We start from the raw sequence: 17,421 nt of genomic DNA on the forward strand, positions 1-17,421 counted from the left end.
CATCGGGCCGCGACGGACAGAATATAAGTGAGTGACAATATGGGGGATGGCCCAGCCAATATGCCCCGCGGCCGCAGCAGCGGTTTAGCCCGGCCTGCACCGGACCCGCCGCAGGAGCGTCAGGCGCGCGCACGTTGGCCCGAATCGCGCCATTATGCGGCGCTCGATCTGGGCACCAACAATTGCCGATTGCTGATTGCGCGCCCGCAGGGGCCCGGCTTCACCGTGATCGACGCTTTCTCGCGAATCGTCCGGCTGGGCGAGGGGCTGGCGACGACCGGCAAGCTTTCCGACGCGGCGATCGATCGCACGCTGGCGGCGCTTCGGATCTGCGCGGAGAAGCTAAAGCGCCGCAACGTCGCGCTCGCCCGATCGGTGGCGACCGAGGCCTGCCGGCAGGCGTCGAACGGCGCAGCGTTCATCGAGCGCGTCTATGCAGAGACCGGCATCGCGCTCGATATCATCACCGCCGAGGAAGAGGCCCGGCTGGCGGTACTGGGCTGCCATGCCCTGCTCGAGCCCGGCGACGGGCCGGCGTTGGTGTTCGATATCGGCGGGGGATCCACCGAACTGGTGCTGGTCGATTCGCGCGAGCCGGTGCCGCGCATCCTCGACTGGCACAGCGCGCCCTGGGGCGTGGTGTCGCTGACCGAGGCGGCGGGGCTGGCGGATGGCTCGGAGCGCGGCGCGGCGGTCTATGCCGATATGCGCGCACGCGTGGCGGAGAGCTTCGCGCCGTTCGTCGCGCGCCTCCGCACGCCCAAGGCAACGCCGCGACTGCTGGGCACCAGCGGCACCGTCACGACCCTCGCCAGCGTCCATCTCGGCCTGCCCGCCTATGACCGTTCGGTGGTGGACGGGCTGATCATGCCGGCATCGTCGATGCGCGAGATCAGCCAGCGCATTTCGGCGATGAGCATGGCCGAGCGCAGCCAGGTACCGTGCATCGGAAATGAGCGCGCGGACCTGGTCGTCGCGGGCTGCGCGATTCTCGAGACGATCCTCGATTTGTGGCCGGCGGAGCGGCTCGGCATCGCCGATCGCGGCATCCGCGAGGGCATCCTTCGCCGGCTGATGAACGGAAAGACATTATGAGCAGAGGCGGCGGCGGCGGGCATACCCGCGTCAAGACATCGCGCGGGCGCACCCCGCAATCGAACCGCTGGCTCGAGCGCCAGCTCAACGACCCCTATGTCAAGCGCGCCAAGGCGGAGGGCTATCGCAGCCGCGCGGCATACAAGCTTCTCGAGCTCGACGAGAAGTTCGCGTTCCTGAAAGGATCGAAGCGGGTGATCGACCTGGGGCTGGCCCCAGGCGGCTGGACACAGGTAGTGCGGCGTCGCATCCCGAAGGCGACCATCGTCGGCATCGACTTGCTCCCGGTGGACCCAATCGACGGCGCGACGATCCTGGAAATGGATTTTCTCGACGATGCCGCGCCGGCGCGGCTCACCGAGGCGCTGGGGGGCGCACCCGACCTCATCGTATCGGACATGGCGGCCAACACGGTCGGCCATCCGCAGACCGATGCGCTGCGGACGATGGCGCTGGTCGAGACCGCGCTCGATTTCGCGATCCAGGTGCTCGAGCCGGGCGGTGCGTTCGTCAGCAAGGTGTTCGCGGGCGGGGCCGATTCGGCGCTGGTGGCCGAGATGAAGCGCAACTTCACCAGCGTGAAGCACGCCAAGCCGCCGGCGAGCCGCAAGGGCTCGGTCGAATGGTTCGTGGTGGCGCAGGGCTTCAAGGGGCGGCCAGCGGAATAGCGGCGCTATTCCGCGTCGCGAGCCGACCCCGGCCGGCGTCGCCCTAGCGACGACCGACGACGCGGCTTCGCCGCGGCGGTTCTCGACACAAAAAAAGCCAGAGCATCGCCCTGGCTTTTTGAATTTCCCGCCGCGGCAAAGCCGCGTCGTCGGTCGGGCTTTGCCCGCCGGCCGGCACTCGGCTTGTCCTCGACTAACTGCGTTAGCCTCGGGCCTCGTGCTCAGCCCTCGTAATCGCCGCCCAGATTCTGGTTGCGCGGGGGTGCCGCGGCAGTGAGGCGGAGCGCCTCCGCCGACTGCGACAGCGAACCGACTTCGTCGGCGGCTTCCTCATCGTCGACCTGGACGCGCTGGAGGCTCGAGACCACCGATTCCTCGAGATGGTTCGGACGCACGGTTTCTTCGGCGATCTCGCGCAGTGCGACGACCGGATTCTTGTCGCGGTCGCGATCGATCGTGAGTTCGGCGCCGCCCGAAATCTGGCGCGCCCGCTGCGCTGCGAACAGGACAAGATCGAACCGGTTGGGGATCTTGTCGACGCAATCCTCGACTGTGACGCGCGCCATCTACGCTTCCTTAAAACTGAAGGTGCTGGAAAGGGGCGTGCCCTACGGATCAACGCGCCGAATGTCAAGGAAATCCCGGGCCATCGCTCCGCGCACGGCGCGCTTGCCGCCGCCTGCCCCACAAGCCATGAGGCAGCGATGCATTCGGGAACCGAGCCCAGTTTTACCGTCGACGGCAATCGGCTGACGCTCCTGACCGAGGGGCCGGGGCGGATGGAGGCGCTGCTCGAGCTGATCCGCTCGGCGCGGACGTCGCTGCGAGTGCTCTATTATATCTATGTCGACGACGAAGCCGGTGCCGCGGTGCGCCAGGGGCTGCTCGATGCCGCCGCGCGCGGGGTCCAGGTCCACCTGATTGTCGATGGGCTTGGCAGCGAGGCCGCCGAAAGCCGCGACTTCTTCGATCCGCTCCGCGAAGCCGGGGTCGACATGTCGCGCTTCGAGCCGCGCTGGGGCCGGCGCTATCTGTTTCGCAACCACCAGAAGCTCGCATTGGCCGATGGCGAGCGAGTCATCATCGGCGGGTTCAATATCGAGAGCAGCTATTTCGGCACCGCCGCCGGGGAGGCCTGGCGCGATTTGGGGCTGCTGGTCGAGGGCCCCGCGGCGGGGCGGCTGGTCGGCTATTTCGACGCGCTCTCGCGCTGGGTGAAGCTGCCGCGGGCGTCGATGCGGATGCTGGGGCGGACGTTGAACAGCTGGAGCGAGCCCGAAGGCACCGCGCGCTGGCTGCTGGGCGGGCCGATGCGGCGGCTCTCGCCCTGGGCACGGGTCGTGCGGCGCGACATGCAGCGTGCGGATCGGATCGACCTGATCACCTCTTATTTCGCCCCCAATCCGGCGATGCTCACTCGGCTCGATCGGGTCGGGCGGCGCGGCCGGGTGCGGCTGGTTTTGCCCTCCAAGGTCGATCACACCGCATCGTTATGGGCGGCGCATTTCACGTATGCGGGATTGCTGCGCAAGGGCGTGCAGATCTTCGAGTATCAGCCGACCAAGCTGCACACCAAGCTCTTCCTGATCGACGACGTCGTCCATATCGGCTCGGCCAATTTCGACATTCGCTCGCTGTTCCTCAACCTCGAGCTGATGCTGCGAGTCGACGATCCCGCCTTCGCCGCGCACGTCCGCACCTATGTCGATCGCGAAGTCGCGGCGTCCGAGCAGATCACCTCGGCGCTCTACAAGGCGCGCACCGGACCCTGGACTCGAGTGAAGCAGTTCGGCGCCTATTTCGTGATGGCGGTGCTGGACTATAATGTGACCCGAAGGCTGAACTTCGGCGAGCAGCGTCGCGACCGCAAGAAGCACTGAGCCACACTAGACCGCGGGAACCGCCACCTCGATCGCGCCCGGCGCGACCTTCGCCGTGACAGGCGTGCAGGCCAGCACCTCGCCATCGATCGAGATGCGCTGCGGCGGATCGATCGAGACCGTGAAGCATTTGCCGTGGAAATCGCGGCTGCAGCTGTCCTTGTCGCGAAGCTTGAAGAATTTGGCGTACCAGTCGCGCGCCAGCGCGATCTTGCTGCGTCCGACGACTGCCTGCAGCAGTAGTTCGTGCGAATCGACATCGGCTTGATCCGACAGCTCGACTCCGCCGTGATGGGTACCGTTGAGGATGCGCACTTCGGTCGCCCACATCGTCTGCACCTGGACGCCGTCATCGAGCTGCAATCGGAACGGTCGGAAACGCACCGAGCATTTGAGCGCCCAGGCCAGATAACCCAGCCGGCCCGCATAGCGTTTGAGTTTGTGTGGCACGGTCTCACCGATCATCGTCGACAGGCCGATCGAGGCGCCGTTCACGAAATAGTCGTCGTCGATCATCCCCAGATCGATGCGCCGCCTGCGTCCGTTCGCGATTGCCTCGATCGCGCCGTCCAGATCGAGAGGCAGATCGAGCGAGCGCGCGAAGCTGTTGGCGGTGCCGAGCGGCAGGACCGCGAACACGCAATCCTTGCCCACCAGTTCGTCTACCACGCCGGAAAGCGAGCCGTCACCGCCGCCCACGATCACCATCGGCACGCCGGAGGCGACCACCTCGCGCACGGTCGCGTTCATTTTGTCGGGATCGTCGACCGCGTGCGCCGCGCGCAACGTGATTCCGGCCGCGGTCAGCTTCTCGCAGGCGATCTCGAACAAGTCCCGGCCCTTGCGCGAATGCGCGTTGACCACCAGCGCCGCTTCGCGCGGGATCGGCTTTGTTTCCATCCCGCAATAACTCGCACGGCACGCACAAGCTCCCAGCCATCCTCAATATGCCCGCGTCGCGCTTGCACAGCCTGCACTTGCGCATTCGTGCATATTCATTCCAGTCTGCGTGAACAGGACAGGGGAGAAACGGGATGGGGCCGACCGAATCGACGTTCGAGGGCAAAGGGGGATTGCGGATCTTCTATCGGGAATGGCTCCCCGCAGAGACGCCGCGCGCCGTCGTTGTGATTTGCCACGGCGTCAACTCGCACGGCGGCCAATATCTCTGGGCAGCGGACCGCCTGGTCGAAGCAGGCTATGCGGTCTATGCGCTCGACCTGCGCGGGCGAGGACGCTCCGAAGGTGAGCGCTTCTATGTCGAGGACGTCGCCGATTATGTCAGCGACCTTACCGATACGATCACCATCGCCAAAAGCCGTCATCCCGGCAGCAAGCTCTTCCTGCTTGGTCACAGCGCAGGGGGCGTGACCGGATCGACGTATGTCCTTGATCACCAGCACGCGATTGACGGCTTCATCTGCGAGAGTTTCGCGTTCCAGGTGCCCGCGCCGGGCTTCGCGCTGGCGGCGATCAAGGGGCTGAGCCACATCGCGCCGCGGCTCGGCGTGCTGAAGCTCAAGAATGAAGACTTTTCGCGCGATCCCGATTGGGTCGCGACGCTCAACGCCGACCCCTATATCAGCGACGAGACCCAACCCGCCGCCACCGTCGCCGCGCTGGTCCGCGCCGACGAGCGGATGCGCATCGAATTCCCGACGATCACCATCCCCCTGCTCATCCTGCACGGCACCGCCGACAAGGCGACGGTGTGCGAAGGCAGCGTCTTCTTCCACGAGACCGCCGGCTCGACGGACAAGACGCTCAAACTCTATCAGGACCATTATCACGATTTGCTCGCCGATATCGGCAAGGAGGAAGTGATGGAGGACATCCAGGCCTGGTTGGAGGCGCACCTCTAAACCGTCGCCCACGTCCCTCGATGCACTTGAAACGCGGCTTCGTCCCTGCGTCCAAAGGCTGTAGGATCATTGCCGAGCAATGGGATGGCGATGCGAGTGGAGCGCGTGAAACGGCTGGTGGGCTTAGCGACGCTTGCGCTGGCGGCGTGCGGCGCCAATCCGTCAGCCACTCCCGCCGGCGTCGCGAAGCGCACCACGATCGACTTCGCGAAGGTCGCCAATTACTCCGCACCTACGCTGCCGGCCTATTTCGATCGCACCGTCGCGGCGCTCGACCATAGCCCCGCGTCCAACCCCATCGACGATCGCGTCGCGACCCTCGGGCGGATACTGTTCTACGATCTGCGACTGAGCACCAACGACCGCGCATCGTGCGCCGCCTGCCACCAGCAGGCGATCGGCTTCACCGATTCGATGCGGTTCAGCAACGGGATCAGCAGCGCCGCCACGACCGACTTCCATGCGATGCGGCTCGGCAATCTTCGCTACTGGAAGCCCGGCTCGACCTTTTGGGACCGGCGCGCGGCCAGCGTCGAGGCGCAGGCCAGCCACCCCTTCCACAGCCTGGTCGAGATGGGGTGGGGCGGCGCGGCGGGCGGATTCGATGCGCTGACTCGGAAGATGGCAGCCACCGATTATTATCCCGACCTGTTCGCCTGGGCATTCGGCGACAAGGCGATAACCGAACCGCGTATCCAGCAGGCGCTCGCCCAGTTCGTGCGCGCGATGGTGTCGAGCGCGAGCCGGTGGGACACGGGCTATGCGAAGGTCTTCTCGCCCGCCGCGCCCGACCGGGGGCTCGGCGAGGATCTCCCCAATCTCACGGCCGAAGAGAATCGAGGCCGGCATTTGTTCATGACCGATGCCGCGAAGGGGGGCGCGGGCTGCTCGTCCTGCCACCTTCCGCCGACCTTCGCGCTCGCCGCAAACGCGCGCAGCAACGGCCTCGACCGCGGCGAGACGCGACTGTTCAAGGCGCCCTCGCTGCGCAGCGTCGGCCTGACGGGCCCCTATATGCACGACGGCCGCTTCTCGACGCTGGCCGAGGTAGTCGATTTCTACGACCATGGCATCCAGGATGGCCCGGCGCTCGACGATCGCCTGCGGCAAGGAGCCAGGCCACGCCGCATGAAGCTAAACGCCGCGGATCGCGCCGCGCTCGTCGCCTTTCTGATGACTCTGAGCGATCCGGCTCTCACCACCGATGCGCGCTTCAGCGACCCGTTCAGGCGCTGAGGCAGCGGCTTGCAGGCGGTTTTACCCTAGCTGGCGCGGATCGAATATAGCGTCGCGTTGCTGATCGCATATACCGCGCCGTCGGCGCCGACGAGGGTCGGCGTGTAGGCCTGGCCCAGCCCGGCATTGAGCCGCAGGCCCTGTGACAGCGTGTTCGTGGTCAGATCCCAGCGATACAGGATGCCGTCTTCATTGTTCGCCAGGATCGACTTGCGCAGCGGATCCGCGGCCATCGTGTTGATGCACCATTCGCGCCGCGCCGTGGCCGAGCCGGCGTCCAGCGTCGGGCCGAGGATCGTCAGCACTTCGCGCATCACCTGCACGCCCGGCACGATCGGGTCCGGCTGGCTCGCCTTCGGATCGAGTATCGCCATCCGATTGAGCCCGTCGCCCGTGCCTACGCCGTTATAATTATTATATTTCTGCGCAAGCAGATAGGTCGAGCTGCCCGTGTAGGACGGCACCATCGACGCAGGAATGACGCTGGGCGACACGTCCCAGCCGAAGCTGCCGGGGACCCCCACCGGATTGAGCAGGGAATCGAATTGGAGCAGCCATCCGCGCGCATTGTGCGTCGGAAACTGTGATTCGAGCACGCCATAGAAGACGCGGCCATCCGAGCCGACCACCGGCGACGCCGTGCCGTCGTCGCTGAGGCGCGCGGGCGTGAGCGTGTTCGGATCGACCAACGCCGCCTTGGCGCGAGTCGCAAGCGTCGTGCTGTCGAGCGCGAGCAGATAGCCGGTCTGGGTTGCCGTCGTGGCGCCCCGGTTCACTGCGATATAGAGTGTGCCGCCGTCGATCGAGAGCGCAGGCGCGCAATTCATCACCGGCTTCTGGACCGACGCATCGCCCGCCGCACTAGTGACGCTGACCCAGCGTGCCGTACCGTCGGGCGCGATGCGGGCAACGCCGCTGACGAGTCCCGCCGGATTCACGCCGGTCACCTGGAAGCCGAAGAAGATGTTTCCAGCCGGATCGGCGGTGAACGGCGTGTTGATGAAGACGGTGGCGTCGAACGCCGCGGGATTCGCATTGTAGGTGGAGGCGCCGTAGAAAATCTGCGCGGCAAAGCTACCGTCGACCGCATCCGCATTGGCGCGTAGCATGAGCTTGCCGCCCGCGCCCGGCGCATAGAGGCGGCCCTGCGCAGTAAGCAGCAGATTGTAGGGCGGCAGCCAGTTTCGCGGCGGCGTGATATAGTCCGTGGCCGTCTGCCAAACGAGCGCCCCGGTGGCTCCGTTGCGCGCTTCGACCCGGTAGCCGCCGGTGGCGGTCGTCTTGACCGGGATCACGACAAGGTTGCTCCTAGTCACGACCGGCGAGCCATAATGGGTCAGCAGCGCGCCGGCCGGTGTATATTGCGGCGCGAGGTCGACTGCCGCAGTCCAGCTGATCCGTCCGAGATCCTGCGATGCGATCGCGCTCACGCCCGTATGCTGCGCATCGCGCCCGTAGCCGAACCAGGCGGGGCCCGACACCGGCGTTGGCGTCGGCGTCGGCGTGGGAACCGGCGCAGGCGTGGGAGTCGGCACCGGAGTCGGCGTTGGCGACCCACCACCGCCGCTGCATGCCGCGACCACCGCGCTGGACGACAGCATTGCCAGCGCGCTGCGGCGCGATAGCAGTGGAGGAACGAGACTGAACGGGTGGGGACTATGGCTCATGGCTGCCGGGATACCCCTTTTTGCAGGGAAAGGCATCACCTTGGCGTGAAATCAGGCCGGGACGGCGGGCCTTGCTTTGTCGATTCGGCTCAACGACTACCAGTCCGGTCCCTGCGCCGGTTAAAAATGGCTCGGATCACGGAAGCGGCAGGTTGTTCGCCGCTTCCTTGCGCGCATTGGCCTCGGCCTTGGACTGGCGCGCCTGACGGACGAAGCAGCCAGTCGACCCCGAAGCGCCCACGGTCGTGCAGCTGCCCGTGCCCATCCGGCCGGCGTCGAGCGCATCGCCGGATCGCACGGCCCAGCTTTCGGTCTGCTGCGGCGCGCCCGGCTGCTCGCGCAGATTCTGCGGGATGCGGTAGCGCTCGCTTTCGGGCGCGCGCACGCAGATCACGTCGCTGGGGCAGCGATCGTCGCCGAATACGGTCAGCACACCGCCGATGGGCGCATTGGCCGAACGGGTCTGCTGCGAATTCTGCGCCTGCGCGGTCGCCGGCGCGAGCATCGGGATCGAAGCGACCGTAGCCGCCAACAGGAATCGCTTGAGCATCACGCCTTCTCCTCGAACCATATCATTGGCGTACAACGCTGAACGTGGCCTGTCATATCCGTTTGGACAGCGCGATTGCGACTCGACAGCCCATTCGAATAGCTCCCGACAGCAAGGGATAGCCCAATGCCGTCTCGGCGCCCGCACCGATCGCGGTATCGAGATGCTCGAGTTCCTCGGCGCGAAATTCGGCGACGGCGTGGGCCAGTTCGGGGTCGTCGTCGCCTAACTCGGCGAGCTGCGCCTGGTAATGGAGGTCGATCTCGGTCTCGACCGCGGCGGTGCATGCCATTGCGGCAGAGGGCCCGATCGCTGCCGTCACTGCGCCCAGCGCAAAGCCCGCGACATCCCAGAAGGGCTGGATCGCCGTGGGCCGAACACCGCGCTTCGCGATCATCGCGTCGAAGAAGCGGCGATGGCGCTCCTCCTGCACCGCCATGCCGTGGATCATCCGCGCGGCGGGGGTGCGATCGCCCATTACCGCCAACTGGCCGGCATAGATGCGCGTGGCGCCATATTCGCCGGCCTGGTCGACCCGGACCATCGCCGCCATGCCCTCGCGGGGATCGCCGGGCTTCCAGCTCATGGCCGCGCGCGCCGCACTGCAAATCCGAAGATCGCGACCGCGCCGGCCAGGCTGAAGATCGCGTTGAACCCGGCCAGGCTGATTCCGAACAAGGTCCATTGCGGCACGTCGCAGCGCACCAGCGGCTTGCGCAGCGCCTCGTTTAGCATCGCCATCGGGTCCGCGCTCGCCAGCGTGGTGGAGCAGGCGGTGATCCCTTGCCACCAATGATATTCGACCCCGGCATGAAGGACGCCGATGCCGCCGCTGACCGCGATCAGCGCCGCGGCAAACAGGACGAACAGCATCTGCACGGGCCGGGGTCGTACGACGAACGAAAGCGCCGCGACGATCACCGCGGCATAATGCGGCCAGCGCTGCCAATGGCACATCTCGCACGCGACCAGGCCGAACTGCTCCGAGAGCAAGGCTCCGCCCACGAGGCCCAGCGGGAGCAGGAGCGCGATCAGCTGTGCAGTGCGGAAGCCGTCGGCGCGCATTGCTCTCAGCGGCCCTTCGTTGCGACTTGGGGCGTTTTCCCGCCGATCCGCGCGATGGTCTGCAGGGCGTAATGAAGCTGGAAGTCCTCTATGCCCTGCTTCTTGAGCTGCTCCGGGGTCGCGGCGAAGCGCGGATCGGTGCGGGTATCCTCCTCGATCACCGAATCCTCTGCCTTGTCCGAATTTATCAGATGACGGCGCAGATCGGCTTCGCGCACCACTGGCCGGCTCTTGTAATCGGCGTCGGAAATCTGCGGCACGATAAGGTCGGGCTTGATCCCGCCTTCCTGCACCGAATGACCCGAGGGCGTGAAGTAGCGTGCGGTGGTGAGCCGCAGTGCGGCGCGTGATCCCATCGGTAGAATGGTCTGGACCGAACCCTTGCCGAAGCTGCGCACGCCCATCACGAGCCCGCGATGATGATCCTGGATCGCGCCCGCGACGATCTCGGACGCCGACGCCGTACCCGCATCGACCAGCACCACCACCGGCAGCCCGCGCGCCAGATCGCCCGGCACCATCGATTCGGCATAATAGCGCTCGATATCGGCTTTCTCTCGGCCGCGCTGCGAGACGATCTCGCCATGGCTCAGGAACACGTCCGAAACCGCGATCGCCTCGCTCAGCAGACCCCCGCCATTCTCGCGCAGATCAATCACGTAGCCGAGCGGCTTGCGGCCGAGCTGCTTGTCGATCGCCTGGATCGCCTTGATCGTGTCGGCGCCGGTTTGCGCGGTGAAGGTGTTGATGTTGATGATGCCGACGCCATTCTTCACTTCCCATTTCACCGGCTTCTGCACGATGATCTCGCGCACGAGCGTGAACTGAAGGGGCTTGTCGGCGCCAGGGCGGATCACGGTGATCGAGATCTTGGTGCCCGGCGCGCCGCGCATTTGCTCGATCGCCTCGTCCAGGCTGCCGCCGACGATGAACTTGCCGTCGAGATGGGTGATGAAATCGCCCGACTTGATCCCGGCGCGATCCGCCGGCGTATCTTCGGTCGGCGCGATGACCTTCACGGCGCCGTCTTCCTGGGTGACGGTCAGGCCCAGACCGCCATAATTGCCTTCGGTCTGGATCTTGAGATTGTCGAAGTCGAGCCCGTCAGCGAACGAGCTGTGCGGATCGAGCGCGGCCAGCATTCCCGCGATCGCGCCCTTTACCAGCGTCTTGTCGTCCACCTTGTCGACATAGTTCGCCTTCACCTGGTTGTAGACTTCCATGAATGCGTCGAGCTCGCGGTAGCTCTGCGTATCCACGCCCGCCATCGCCCCCGATGCAACAGGAACGAGTGCCAGCGCGCTGACGGCGGCGGTTACCTGGAGAAGTGAACGCAACATACGAGCAACTTTCGGGGAAATGGGAACCCTGGCGATATAATGCGGGATAACGGCTTTTACACGGCGTGTCAGTCGAGCAATTGAGCCAGGTCCATCGCCCGGCCTTGCCGTCGCAGTTCGACCGTGACGCGCGGATCTTCTCCGGCGCCGGCGCGTCCGATGCGGCCGCCCTGCGCCACTTGATCGCCGACGCGAACGCCGATTCCGCCCAGCCCGGCGAGGAGAGTCGTCCAGCCCTTGCCATGATCGACGATCACAACCCCGCCATAGCCGCGGAACGGCCCGGCATAGACGATCCGGCCAGCGGCAGGCGCCACGACTTCCGCACCCCGTGCGCAGGCCAGAGTCAGCCCGCGGGCACGCACCCCGGCATCGGACAGTTCACCCAGTCCGCGCACGGTTTGCCCCGCTACCGGAAGGACGTAAGCGGGATTCCCCGGCTTCGGCGCCAGAGACGCAGGGCGCTCACCGGGCTGCGGCGGGCGCGGCAAGGGTCCGGGCAACGCGAGCAGCCCGGCCTGGATCTCGGCGGCCTCGCCCATCGTGTCCATCTGTTCGACGATCTCGCGGGCGCGCTCGCCGAGCGCCAGCGCGCGATCCGATTCGATCAACGCGCTTTGTCCCAACGCCCGCGAGCGCATGCGATGCTCGGCCTCGAGGCGCAGCGCGGCGACTCGCTCGGACTCGAGGCGGGTGCGGCCTTCGCGCAGGCTGGCCACCGCCGCCTCCGCCGTGGCGCGCAGCTTGCGGCCGCGTTCCAGCTCGGCGCGCACCGCCGCCGTGCGGCGCTCGACGAGCGGCAGCGCCGTGCCGAGCACCGCGCGGACATGCACCATATCCTCGGTCGATCCCGGCTGGACCAGCCCGAGTACGGGCGGACGCCGCGCCATCGATTGCAGCGCCGCGATAAGCCGCAAGATCGGCCCCTGGCGCTCGGCGAGCTGGCTGCGTTGGGCGGCGAGCAGGCGATCGACGATTCCGATCCGGGCGCGCGCCGCAGCGATATCGGCTTCGGCAGCCTTGATACGTTCGGCCGATGCCGCTTCCTGCGCGCGAGCCTGGGTGGCCCTGTCGCGCGCGCCTGCCGCCGCGCGTTCCAGCGCCTGCGAGCGCGCCAGTGCGGCCTCGGACTGGGCCGACGCCGATCGCAGTCGCGCCTGCTGCTCGGCCAGGCTCGGCACCTGCGCGCCGGCCAGCGAGCCGAGCGCCAGCATCGCAGGCAATACGGCAATCAACGTGATCCTGCGAACGGAGCCCATGGCTTACCCTTCGCGGTGATAGGGATGGTTGGCAAGGATCGAGGCGGCGCGCCACAATTGCTCGGCCAGCATCGCCCGGGCCAGCATGTGCGGCCAGGTTGCGCGGCCGAAGGAGAGCAGCAGGTCTGCACCGGCCCGCTCGACGTCGCCGAAGCCGTCCGCGGCGCCGATCAGGAAGCGCACTTCGCGAATTCCGTCGTCGCGCCACGCGCCCAGCCGTTCGGCCAACACGCGCGAGGGCAGGCTGTCGCCGGTCTCGTCGAGAACGATCGTCTTGGTGGCGCCCTGGAGATCCGGCACCTTCCCGCCGGTGTCGGGCAGTTCGGTCACCCGCGTCGGCCAGGAAATGCGCTTAAGATAGCGATCGACCAGCTCCGCCTCGGGACTGCGCCCGATACGCCCCCGCGCCACGATATGGAGCAGCATGCTACCGCCCCGACGGGATCAGGCCTGGCCCCCGGCGCCGTCGCCGAACGCCCACATGCGCTCGAGATTGTAGAAGGTGCGCACTTCGGGACGGAACAGGTGGATGATCACGTCGCCGGCATCGATCAGCACCCAATCGGCGGTCGGCAGGCCTTCGATCCGCGGCGAGCGGCCGAACTCGGCCTTGATCTTCTCGGCCAGCTTGGTCGCCATCGACGCCACCTGCCGGGTCGAGCGTCCGCTCGAGACGACCATATAATCGGCGATGCTGCTCTTGCCGGCGAGCGGGATCGAGACGGTCTCGACCGCCTGATCGTCGTCGAGCGACGCAAGCACGAGCTTGTGCAGCGCGTCCACGCCGTCGGTACGCTGCACATTGGGGGAAGTGGCCAAGAGGACTCCTAGGGTTTCACGCATCTGTGCTGAGTCATGGAAACGGCGGGGGCGGCGTCGATAGCGATGTTCGACGCGCGTCCGGAAATCGCCGGTGCCAGCCAGGATCGGCGGCCCGAAGGCTCGTCGCCGAGGTCGTATCGGGGCGGAAGCGCAACAGCACGAGGGCTGGCAATCTCCATCGCGTCCAATTCTTGGCCTGGCCTGCGGGCCGCACAGCGCGCCGCAACCAACTCATCGCAGGACTTGCGCGAGCGAGTCGGTCATAGCCCGGACGGGCAATCACCGCAATCGGAACCTGCCGGGCTATATCACGCCACCGTTCCCACTGGTGGAACTGCGCGAGATTGTCCGCACCCATGAGCCAGACGAAGCGATGCCGCGGATAGAGCCGCGGGAGTTTGCCGAGCGTGTCGGCGGTGTAGCGCGTCTTAAGCCGCGCCTCGACCGCGCTGGCACGGATCGGCGCGTGCCGCGCCATTTTCCGAGCCGAAGCCAAGCGCGCGGCGAAAGGTGCCATGCCCGCGCGCGGCTTGAGCGGGTTGCCGGGCGAGACCAGCCACCACACTTCGTCCAACCCAAGGGCGCGGATCGCGTGCAGCGATAGCCGGCGATGGCCGCTATGGGCGGGGTTGAAGGAGCCGCCGAGGAGGCCGATGCATTTCACAATTTTCCTGCAAGCAACTGTGCGCCGTGCACAACCCGCGGGATGCGGATGTGATCTTTCTCGACGCGATAGAAGAGCACATATTCGGTCCGCGGTACGTGCCAGCGGCGCCGGTTCGCTCGCGTGGTAGCTTGGCGAGCGTACGGCAAACCAGAGAGGATATTGGTTGCCTGCACAATGCGTTCTGCCAGATCGATCGCGAGCGCTGAGTCGATCCCCCGATAATGGCGAGCGATTCGATTGATATCGCCTTGAGCCGATGGCGCCCAGCGAATCTCGCGCACTAGGCGGCAGCCGCCTCACGTCGAAGGCTGGCTACCCAGGCTGTCATCTCTTCCTGCGTAAGATATTCGCCGCGGTCGATCTCACGTTCGGCCTCGTCCAGCGAGTCCATCAATTCGGTTTCGGATCGAACATATTCCTCAACCGCGCGGGCTATGATCCAGGCGCGCGATCGCTCCATGCTGGCGGCGAGTCGATCGAGACTGGTCGACGTCTCCGTGTCGATTCGGCCGGTGATGACGATGGTCTTGCTCATGTCACGGATGTATACAAAGAATGCAGCCGATTCAAGGTCGCGCCTGGCCGGTCCCACGCACGACCCACTTATAGGTCGTCAGCCCCTCGAGTGCGACGGGCCCGCGGGCGTGCAGCCGCCCGGTAGAAATGCCGATTTCGGCGCCCAGCCCGAACTCGCCGCCGTCGGCAAACTGGGTCGAGGCGTTCCACATCACGATCGCGCTGTCGACGCTGTTGAGGAAGCGTTCCGCCGTCTCAGCATTGTCGGTGACGATCGCGTCGGTGTGGTGCGACCCGTGCGCGGCGATATGCGCCATCGCCGCATCGACGCCGTCGACCAGCTTCACCGAGAGGATCGCGTCGAGATATTCGGTGTCCCAGTCGCCGCATTCCGCCGGCAGCGTGCGGGGCTCGATCGAAACGATCTCGGCCTCGCCGCGCAGTTCGCACCCTGCGTCGGCAAGTGCTTTCAAGATAGGCGCCGGATCGGCAAAGCCACGATCGATCAGCAGCGTCTCGGTCGCGCCGCAGATACCGGTGCGGCGCATCTTGGCGTTGAGCGCGAGCCGCGCCGCCATCTCGGGATCGGCTTCGCGATCGACATAGGTGTGGCAGAGCCCGTCGAGATGCGCGAGTACCGGCACCCGCGCCTCGGCCTGGACGCGCGCGACCAAGCCCTTGCCACCGCGCGGCACGACCATATCGATCGCGCCCTCTGCGGTGAGCATCGCACCGACGGCAGCCCGGTCGGTGACCGGCACCAGTTGTACGGCGTCGACAGGCATTCCGCCCGCTTCGAGTCCCGATGCCAGCGCGGCATGGATTGCGCGATTGCTTCGGATCGCCTCGGAGCCGCCGCGCAGGATCGCGGCATTGCCCGACATCGCGCACAGCGCGCCGGCATCGGCGGTCACGTTGGGGCGGCTTTCGTAGATGATGCCGATCACCCCGATCGGGATGCGCACCCGCGTCAGCACCAGCCCATTGGGCCGATCGACCCGCTCGATCAGCTTGCCCACCGGATCGTCGAGCGCCGCCACCGCCGCAACGCCCGCCGCCATCGCCTCGACGCGCCCGGCATCGAGCCGAAGCCGGTCGAGCAGCGCCCCCGATAGCCCCGACGCTTCGGCCGCGGCCATGTCCTCGGCGTTGGCCGCGACGATCGCATCGCACGCCAATCGGATCGAATCGGACGCGGCGATCAGCGCACGCCTTTTCTCCGCGCTTGACATCGCCGCGAGCCGCCGCGACGCGGCGCGTGCGCGCGAGGCCATTTCGGCGATCAGCATCGGGATATCGGCATCGGCCATGCCGCACCCGCTAGCACGACTTTTGCGAAGCTGGTAGGCGGTGCGGATGGGGGAATTCGAAGCAGCGGGTGAAATCGTCACCGTGGGCATGCTCGGCCGCGCGCTCGAGCCGCATGCCGGGGAGGGGCATGGCGAGGGCGCCATGTGCCTCAATTGCGGCACCGCACTGATCGGGCCCCATTGCCACCGATGCGGCCAATCGGCGCACGTCCACCGCTCGCTGGGCGCGATCGGGCACGAGATCGCGCATGGAGTCGCGCATTTCGAGGGCAAATTCTGGCGCACGCTGCCCTTGCTCGTCTGGCGGCCCGGCGATCTGACGCGGCGCTATATCAGGGGCGAACGCGCGCGCTTCGTCTCGCCGATGGCGATCTTCCTCTTCTCCATCTTCGCGATGTTCGCCGTCTTTTCCTGGGCCGGGATCTCGGCACCGAGCAATCTCAGCACCGGCGAGCCAGAGAAGATGGTGGCCGAGGCGCGGACGCAACTGGTGAAACAGCGCGCCGAGGCCGTCGTCGAGCGTGACGAGCATCCGGTCGGGGATCGCAGGCGGCAACGGATCGAGCGCAATATCGCCGAGATCGACGAGACGCTGGCGAACCTGCCCGAGGGTAAGGGCGACCGGACCAACATCAACGTCCGTTCCGCCCTGAGCGGCTGGGCGCTGGTCGATCATGGCATCGAGAAGTGGAAGAAGAATCCGTCGCTGATGCTCTACAAGCTGCAAGCGAGCGTCTACAAATTCTCCTGGCTGCTCATTCCGCTATCGCTGCCCTTCGTTTGGCTGCTGTTCGCGTGGAAGCGCGACTACAAGCTATACGACCATACGGTGTTCATCACCTACTCGATCGCCTTCATGTCGCTGCTGTTCATCGTGATCACCATCGCCGCCGCGATCGGCCTGGGGGCCCCTCTGCTCACCTTCGCCGCCTTTGCCGTGCCGTTTGTCCACATCACCCGCCAGCTCAAACAGGCCTACCGGCTGCGCTGGTGGTCGGCGATCCTGCGCGCGCTGATCCTCTCCTGGTTCATCACGATCATCTTGATGCTCTTCCTGCTGATCCTACTCGCGCTGGGCATGTCCGGGTGAAGGCTCAGCGGCAGGGGTAGCGCCGCTGCATGAACGCATAGAAAGCGGTCTTCATGCTGATGCCGCGCCGGGCCGGCGGGATCCTCTCGAGGTCGGCGAGCAACTCGCCGCTGCCGATCTTGGCCTGGCCCTTGGGCGGCGGGCAGCTGTGCGGCTTGCGGCCGGCAGCGCGCGCGGAGACCAGATCGGCGCGATAGGCGTCCGCGATCGTCTTCATCTCGCGCTTCAGCAGCCCCACGTCGGACGAGAACATCGCTGCCATGCCCTTGGCCTTGAGCGCATGCGCCTTGGCGAGGAACTCGGCGACGCTCATCGCCTGTGCAGAGGTGGCGACGAGCGACAGCGCCGTCGCGGCCAATATCAGTCGCCTCATGAGAATAGCCCTCCCTCGATA

General features: G+C 66.4%; 21 protein-coding genes. 6 read left to right on the forward strand and 15 right to left on the reverse strand.

Annotation, left to right across the window (positions count from 1 at the left end):
• Positions 1 to 60 precede the first annotated feature (60 nt).
• Together OKW87_RS11275 and OKW87_RS11280 are read left to right on the forward strand one after the other, a co-directional pair.
• Entirely contained in the window at positions 61 to 1,095 is a 1,035-nt protein-coding gene (locus OKW87_RS11275) for a Ppx/GppA phosphatase family protein (RefSeq protein WP_265539550.1), read from the forward strand.
• Complete coding sequence (locus OKW87_RS11280) at positions 1,092 to 1,763, forward strand: RlmE family RNA methyltransferase (protein ID WP_265539552.1); 672 nt, start codon at positions 1,092 to 1,094, stop codon at positions 1,761 to 1,763. The genes OKW87_RS11275 and OKW87_RS11280 overlap by 4 nt, the downstream gene beginning before the upstream one ends.
• A gap of 221 nt (positions 1,764 to 1,984) precedes the next feature.
• On the opposite strand, the gene rpoZ is transcribed toward OKW87_RS11280, so the two are convergent.
• On the reverse strand, positions 1,985 to 2,329 hold the full coding sequence (gene rpoZ, locus OKW87_RS11285; protein WP_265539554.1) for a DNA-directed RNA polymerase subunit omega: 345 nt from the start codon (positions 2,327 to 2,329) through the stop codon (positions 1,985 to 1,987).
• A gap of 138 nt (positions 2,330 to 2,467) precedes the next feature.
• Here rpoZ and OKW87_RS11290 point away from each other — a divergent pair, with 138 nt between their 5' ends.
• Positions 2,468 to 3,643, forward strand: coding sequence for a phospholipase D-like domain-containing protein (locus OKW87_RS11290; RefSeq protein WP_265539555.1), 1,176 nt, complete (start codon positions 2,468 to 2,470; stop codon positions 3,641 to 3,643).
• A gap of 6 nt (positions 3,644 to 3,649) precedes the next feature.
• Here the strand turns inward: OKW87_RS11290 and OKW87_RS11295 are convergent, their stop codons facing one another.
• Positions 3,650 to 4,543, reverse strand: coding sequence for a diacylglycerol/lipid kinase family protein (locus tag OKW87_RS11295; RefSeq protein WP_265539557.1), 894 nt, complete (start codon positions 4,541 to 4,543; stop codon positions 3,650 to 3,652).
• A gap of 134 nt (positions 4,544 to 4,677) precedes the next feature.
• Between OKW87_RS11295 and OKW87_RS11300 the strand changes: the two genes are divergently transcribed.
• Together OKW87_RS11300 and OKW87_RS11305 are read left to right on the forward strand one after the other, a co-directional pair.
• Positions 4,678 to 5,505 (forward strand): alpha/beta hydrolase, encoded by an 828-nt coding sequence (locus OKW87_RS11300; protein WP_265539559.1) that lies wholly within the window; start codon positions 4,678 to 4,680, stop codon positions 5,503 to 5,505.
• A gap of 105 nt (positions 5,506 to 5,610) precedes the next feature.
• Positions 5,611 to 6,741 (forward strand): cytochrome-c peroxidase, encoded by a 1,131-nt coding sequence (locus OKW87_RS11305; protein WP_265539561.1) that lies wholly within the window; start codon positions 5,611 to 5,613, stop codon positions 6,739 to 6,741.
• 26 nt (positions 6,742 to 6,767) lie between these two features.
• Here OKW87_RS11305 and OKW87_RS11310 read toward each other — a convergent pair whose 3' ends face one another.
• From OKW87_RS11310 to OKW87_RS11365, 12 genes are all read right to left on the reverse strand, one after another.
• Positions 6,768 to 8,408: a hypothetical protein gene (locus tag OKW87_RS11310; RefSeq protein ID WP_265539563.1), complete on the reverse strand. Its 1,641-nt coding sequence runs from the start codon at positions 8,406 to 8,408 to the stop codon at positions 6,768 to 6,770.
• A 136-nt stretch (positions 8,409 to 8,544) separates the two neighbouring features.
• Positions 8,545 to 8,958, reverse strand: coding sequence for a hypothetical protein (locus tag OKW87_RS11315; RefSeq protein WP_265539565.1), 414 nt, complete (start codon positions 8,956 to 8,958; stop codon positions 8,545 to 8,547).
• Between the two features lie 52 nt (positions 8,959 to 9,010).
• A complete protein-coding gene (locus tag OKW87_RS11320) occupies positions 9,011 to 9,544 on the reverse strand; it encodes a demethoxyubiquinone hydroxylase family protein (protein ID WP_265539566.1) in 534 nt (177 codons plus the stop codon).
• Entirely contained in the window at positions 9,541 to 10,023 is a 483-nt protein-coding gene (locus tag OKW87_RS11325; RefSeq protein ID WP_265539568.1) for a disulfide bond formation protein B, read from the reverse strand. Before OKW87_RS11325 ends, OKW87_RS11320 begins: the two co-directional genes overlap by 4 nt.
• A gap of 5 nt (positions 10,024 to 10,028) precedes the next feature.
• Positions 10,029 to 11,363, reverse strand: a complete 1,335-nt coding sequence (locus tag OKW87_RS11330; protein WP_265539569.1) for a S41 family peptidase — start codon at positions 11,361 to 11,363, stop codon at positions 10,029 to 10,031.
• 68 nt (positions 11,364 to 11,431) lie between these two features.
• Complete coding sequence (locus OKW87_RS11335) at positions 11,432 to 12,622, reverse strand: murein hydrolase activator EnvC family protein (RefSeq protein ID WP_265539572.1); 1,191 nt, start codon at positions 12,620 to 12,622, stop codon at positions 11,432 to 11,434.
• Between the two features lie 3 nt (positions 12,623 to 12,625).
• Positions 12,626 to 13,048 carry a 23S rRNA (pseudouridine(1915)-N(3))-methyltransferase RlmH gene (locus OKW87_RS11340; RefSeq protein WP_265539574.1) on the reverse strand — a complete coding sequence of 141 codons (423 nt, stop codon included), beginning with the start codon at positions 13,046 to 13,048 and terminating at the stop codon, positions 12,626 to 12,628.
• Between the two features lie 18 nt (positions 13,049 to 13,066).
• Entirely contained in the window at positions 13,067 to 13,441 is a 375-nt protein-coding gene (rsfS, locus tag OKW87_RS11345) for a ribosome silencing factor (RefSeq protein ID WP_443025051.1), read from the reverse strand.
• A 34-nt stretch (positions 13,442 to 13,475) separates the two neighbouring features.
• On the reverse strand, positions 13,476 to 14,108 hold the full coding sequence (locus OKW87_RS11350; RefSeq protein ID WP_265539577.1) for a nicotinate-nucleotide adenylyltransferase: 633 nt from the start codon (positions 14,106 to 14,108) through the stop codon (positions 13,476 to 13,478).
• Complete coding sequence (locus tag OKW87_RS11355) at positions 14,105 to 14,392, reverse strand: type II toxin-antitoxin system RelE/ParE family toxin (RefSeq protein WP_265539579.1); 288 nt, start codon at positions 14,390 to 14,392, stop codon at positions 14,105 to 14,107. Before OKW87_RS11355 ends, OKW87_RS11350 begins: the two co-directional genes overlap by 4 nt.
• Positions 14,392 to 14,646 (reverse strand): CopG family ribbon-helix-helix protein, encoded by a 255-nt coding sequence (locus OKW87_RS11360; protein WP_265539581.1) that lies wholly within the window; start codon positions 14,644 to 14,646, stop codon positions 14,392 to 14,394. Before OKW87_RS11360 ends, OKW87_RS11355 begins: the two co-directional genes overlap by 1 nt.
• A 31-nt stretch (positions 14,647 to 14,677) precedes the next feature.
• Entirely contained in the window at positions 14,678 to 15,937 is a 1,260-nt protein-coding gene (locus OKW87_RS11365) for a glutamate-5-semialdehyde dehydrogenase (RefSeq protein WP_265539583.1), read from the reverse strand.
• Positions 15,938 to 15,983: 46 nt separating this feature from the next.
• Between OKW87_RS11365 and OKW87_RS11370 the strand changes: the two genes are divergently transcribed.
• Positions 15,984 to 17,027 carry a DUF3667 domain-containing protein gene (locus OKW87_RS11370; protein ID WP_265539585.1) on the forward strand — a complete coding sequence of 348 codons (1,044 nt, stop codon included), beginning with the start codon at positions 15,984 to 15,986 and terminating at the stop codon, positions 17,025 to 17,027.
• A gap of 4 nt (positions 17,028 to 17,031) precedes the next feature.
• On the opposite strand, the gene OKW87_RS11375 is transcribed toward OKW87_RS11370, so the two are convergent.
• Complete coding sequence (locus OKW87_RS11375) at positions 17,032 to 17,400, reverse strand: hypothetical protein (RefSeq protein ID WP_265539587.1); 369 nt, start codon at positions 17,398 to 17,400, stop codon at positions 17,032 to 17,034.
• Positions 17,401 to 17,421 lie beyond the last annotated feature (21 nt).

This window comes from Sphingomonas sp. M1-B02 (assembly GCF_026167525.1).
GTDB lineage: Bacteria > Pseudomonadota > Alphaproteobacteria > Sphingomonadales > Sphingomonadaceae > Sphingomonas.

Excerpts from the sequence above, each read along its gene's own strand:
- OKW87_RS11275 (WP_265539550.1), top strand. The coding sequence starts at position 61 with ATGCCCCGCGGCCGCAGCAGCGGTTTAGCCCGGCCTGCACCGGACCCG.
- OKW87_RS11280 (WP_265539552.1), top strand. The coding sequence starts at position 1,092 with ATGAGCAGAGGCGGCGGCGGCGGGCATACCCGCGTCAAGACATCGCGC.
- rpoZ (WP_265539554.1), bottom strand. The coding sequence starts at position 2,329 with ATGGCGCGCGTCACAGTCGAGGATTGCGTCGACAAGATCCCCAACCGG.
- OKW87_RS11290 (WP_265539555.1), top strand. The coding sequence starts at position 2,468 with ATGCATTCGGGAACCGAGCCCAGTTTTACCGTCGACGGCAATCGGCTG.
- OKW87_RS11295 (WP_265539557.1), bottom strand. The coding sequence starts at position 4,543 with ATGGAAACAAAGCCGATCCCGCGCGAAGCGGCGCTGGTGGTCAACGCG.
- OKW87_RS11300 (WP_265539559.1), top strand. The coding sequence starts at position 4,678 with ATGGGGCCGACCGAATCGACGTTCGAGGGCAAAGGGGGATTGCGGATC.
- OKW87_RS11310 (WP_265539563.1), bottom strand. The coding sequence starts at position 8,408 with ATGAGCCATAGTCCCCACCCGTTCAGTCTCGTTCCTCCACTGCTATCG.
- OKW87_RS11315 (WP_265539565.1), bottom strand. The coding sequence starts at position 8,958 with ATGCTCAAGCGATTCCTGTTGGCGGCTACGGTCGCTTCGATCCCGATG.
- OKW87_RS11320 (WP_265539566.1), bottom strand. The coding sequence starts at position 9,544 with ATGAGCTGGAAGCCCGGCGATCCCCGCGAGGGCATGGCGGCGATGGTC.
- OKW87_RS11325 (WP_265539568.1), bottom strand. The coding sequence starts at position 10,023 with ATGCGCGCCGACGGCTTCCGCACTGCACAGCTGATCGCGCTCCTGCTC.
- OKW87_RS11330 (WP_265539569.1), bottom strand. The coding sequence starts at position 11,363 with ATGTTGCGTTCACTTCTCCAGGTAACCGCCGCCGTCAGCGCGCTGGCA.
- OKW87_RS11335 (WP_265539572.1), bottom strand. The coding sequence starts at position 12,622 with ATGGGCTCCGTTCGCAGGATCACGTTGATTGCCGTATTGCCTGCGATG.
- OKW87_RS11340 (WP_265539574.1), bottom strand. The coding sequence starts at position 13,048 with ATGCTGCTCCATATCGTGGCGCGGGGGCGTATCGGGCGCAGTCCCGAG.
- OKW87_RS11360 (WP_265539581.1), bottom strand. The coding sequence starts at position 14,646 with ATGAGCAAGACCATCGTCATCACCGGCCGAATCGACACGGAGACGTCG.
- OKW87_RS11365 (WP_265539583.1), bottom strand. The coding sequence starts at position 15,937 with ATGGCCGATGCCGATATCCCGATGCTGATCGCCGAAATGGCCTCGCGC.
- OKW87_RS11370 (WP_265539585.1), top strand. The coding sequence starts at position 15,984 with ATGGGGGAATTCGAAGCAGCGGGTGAAATCGTCACCGTGGGCATGCTC.
- OKW87_RS11375 (WP_265539587.1), bottom strand. The coding sequence starts at position 17,400 with ATGAGGCGACTGATATTGGCCGCGACGGCGCTGTCGCTCGTCGCCACC.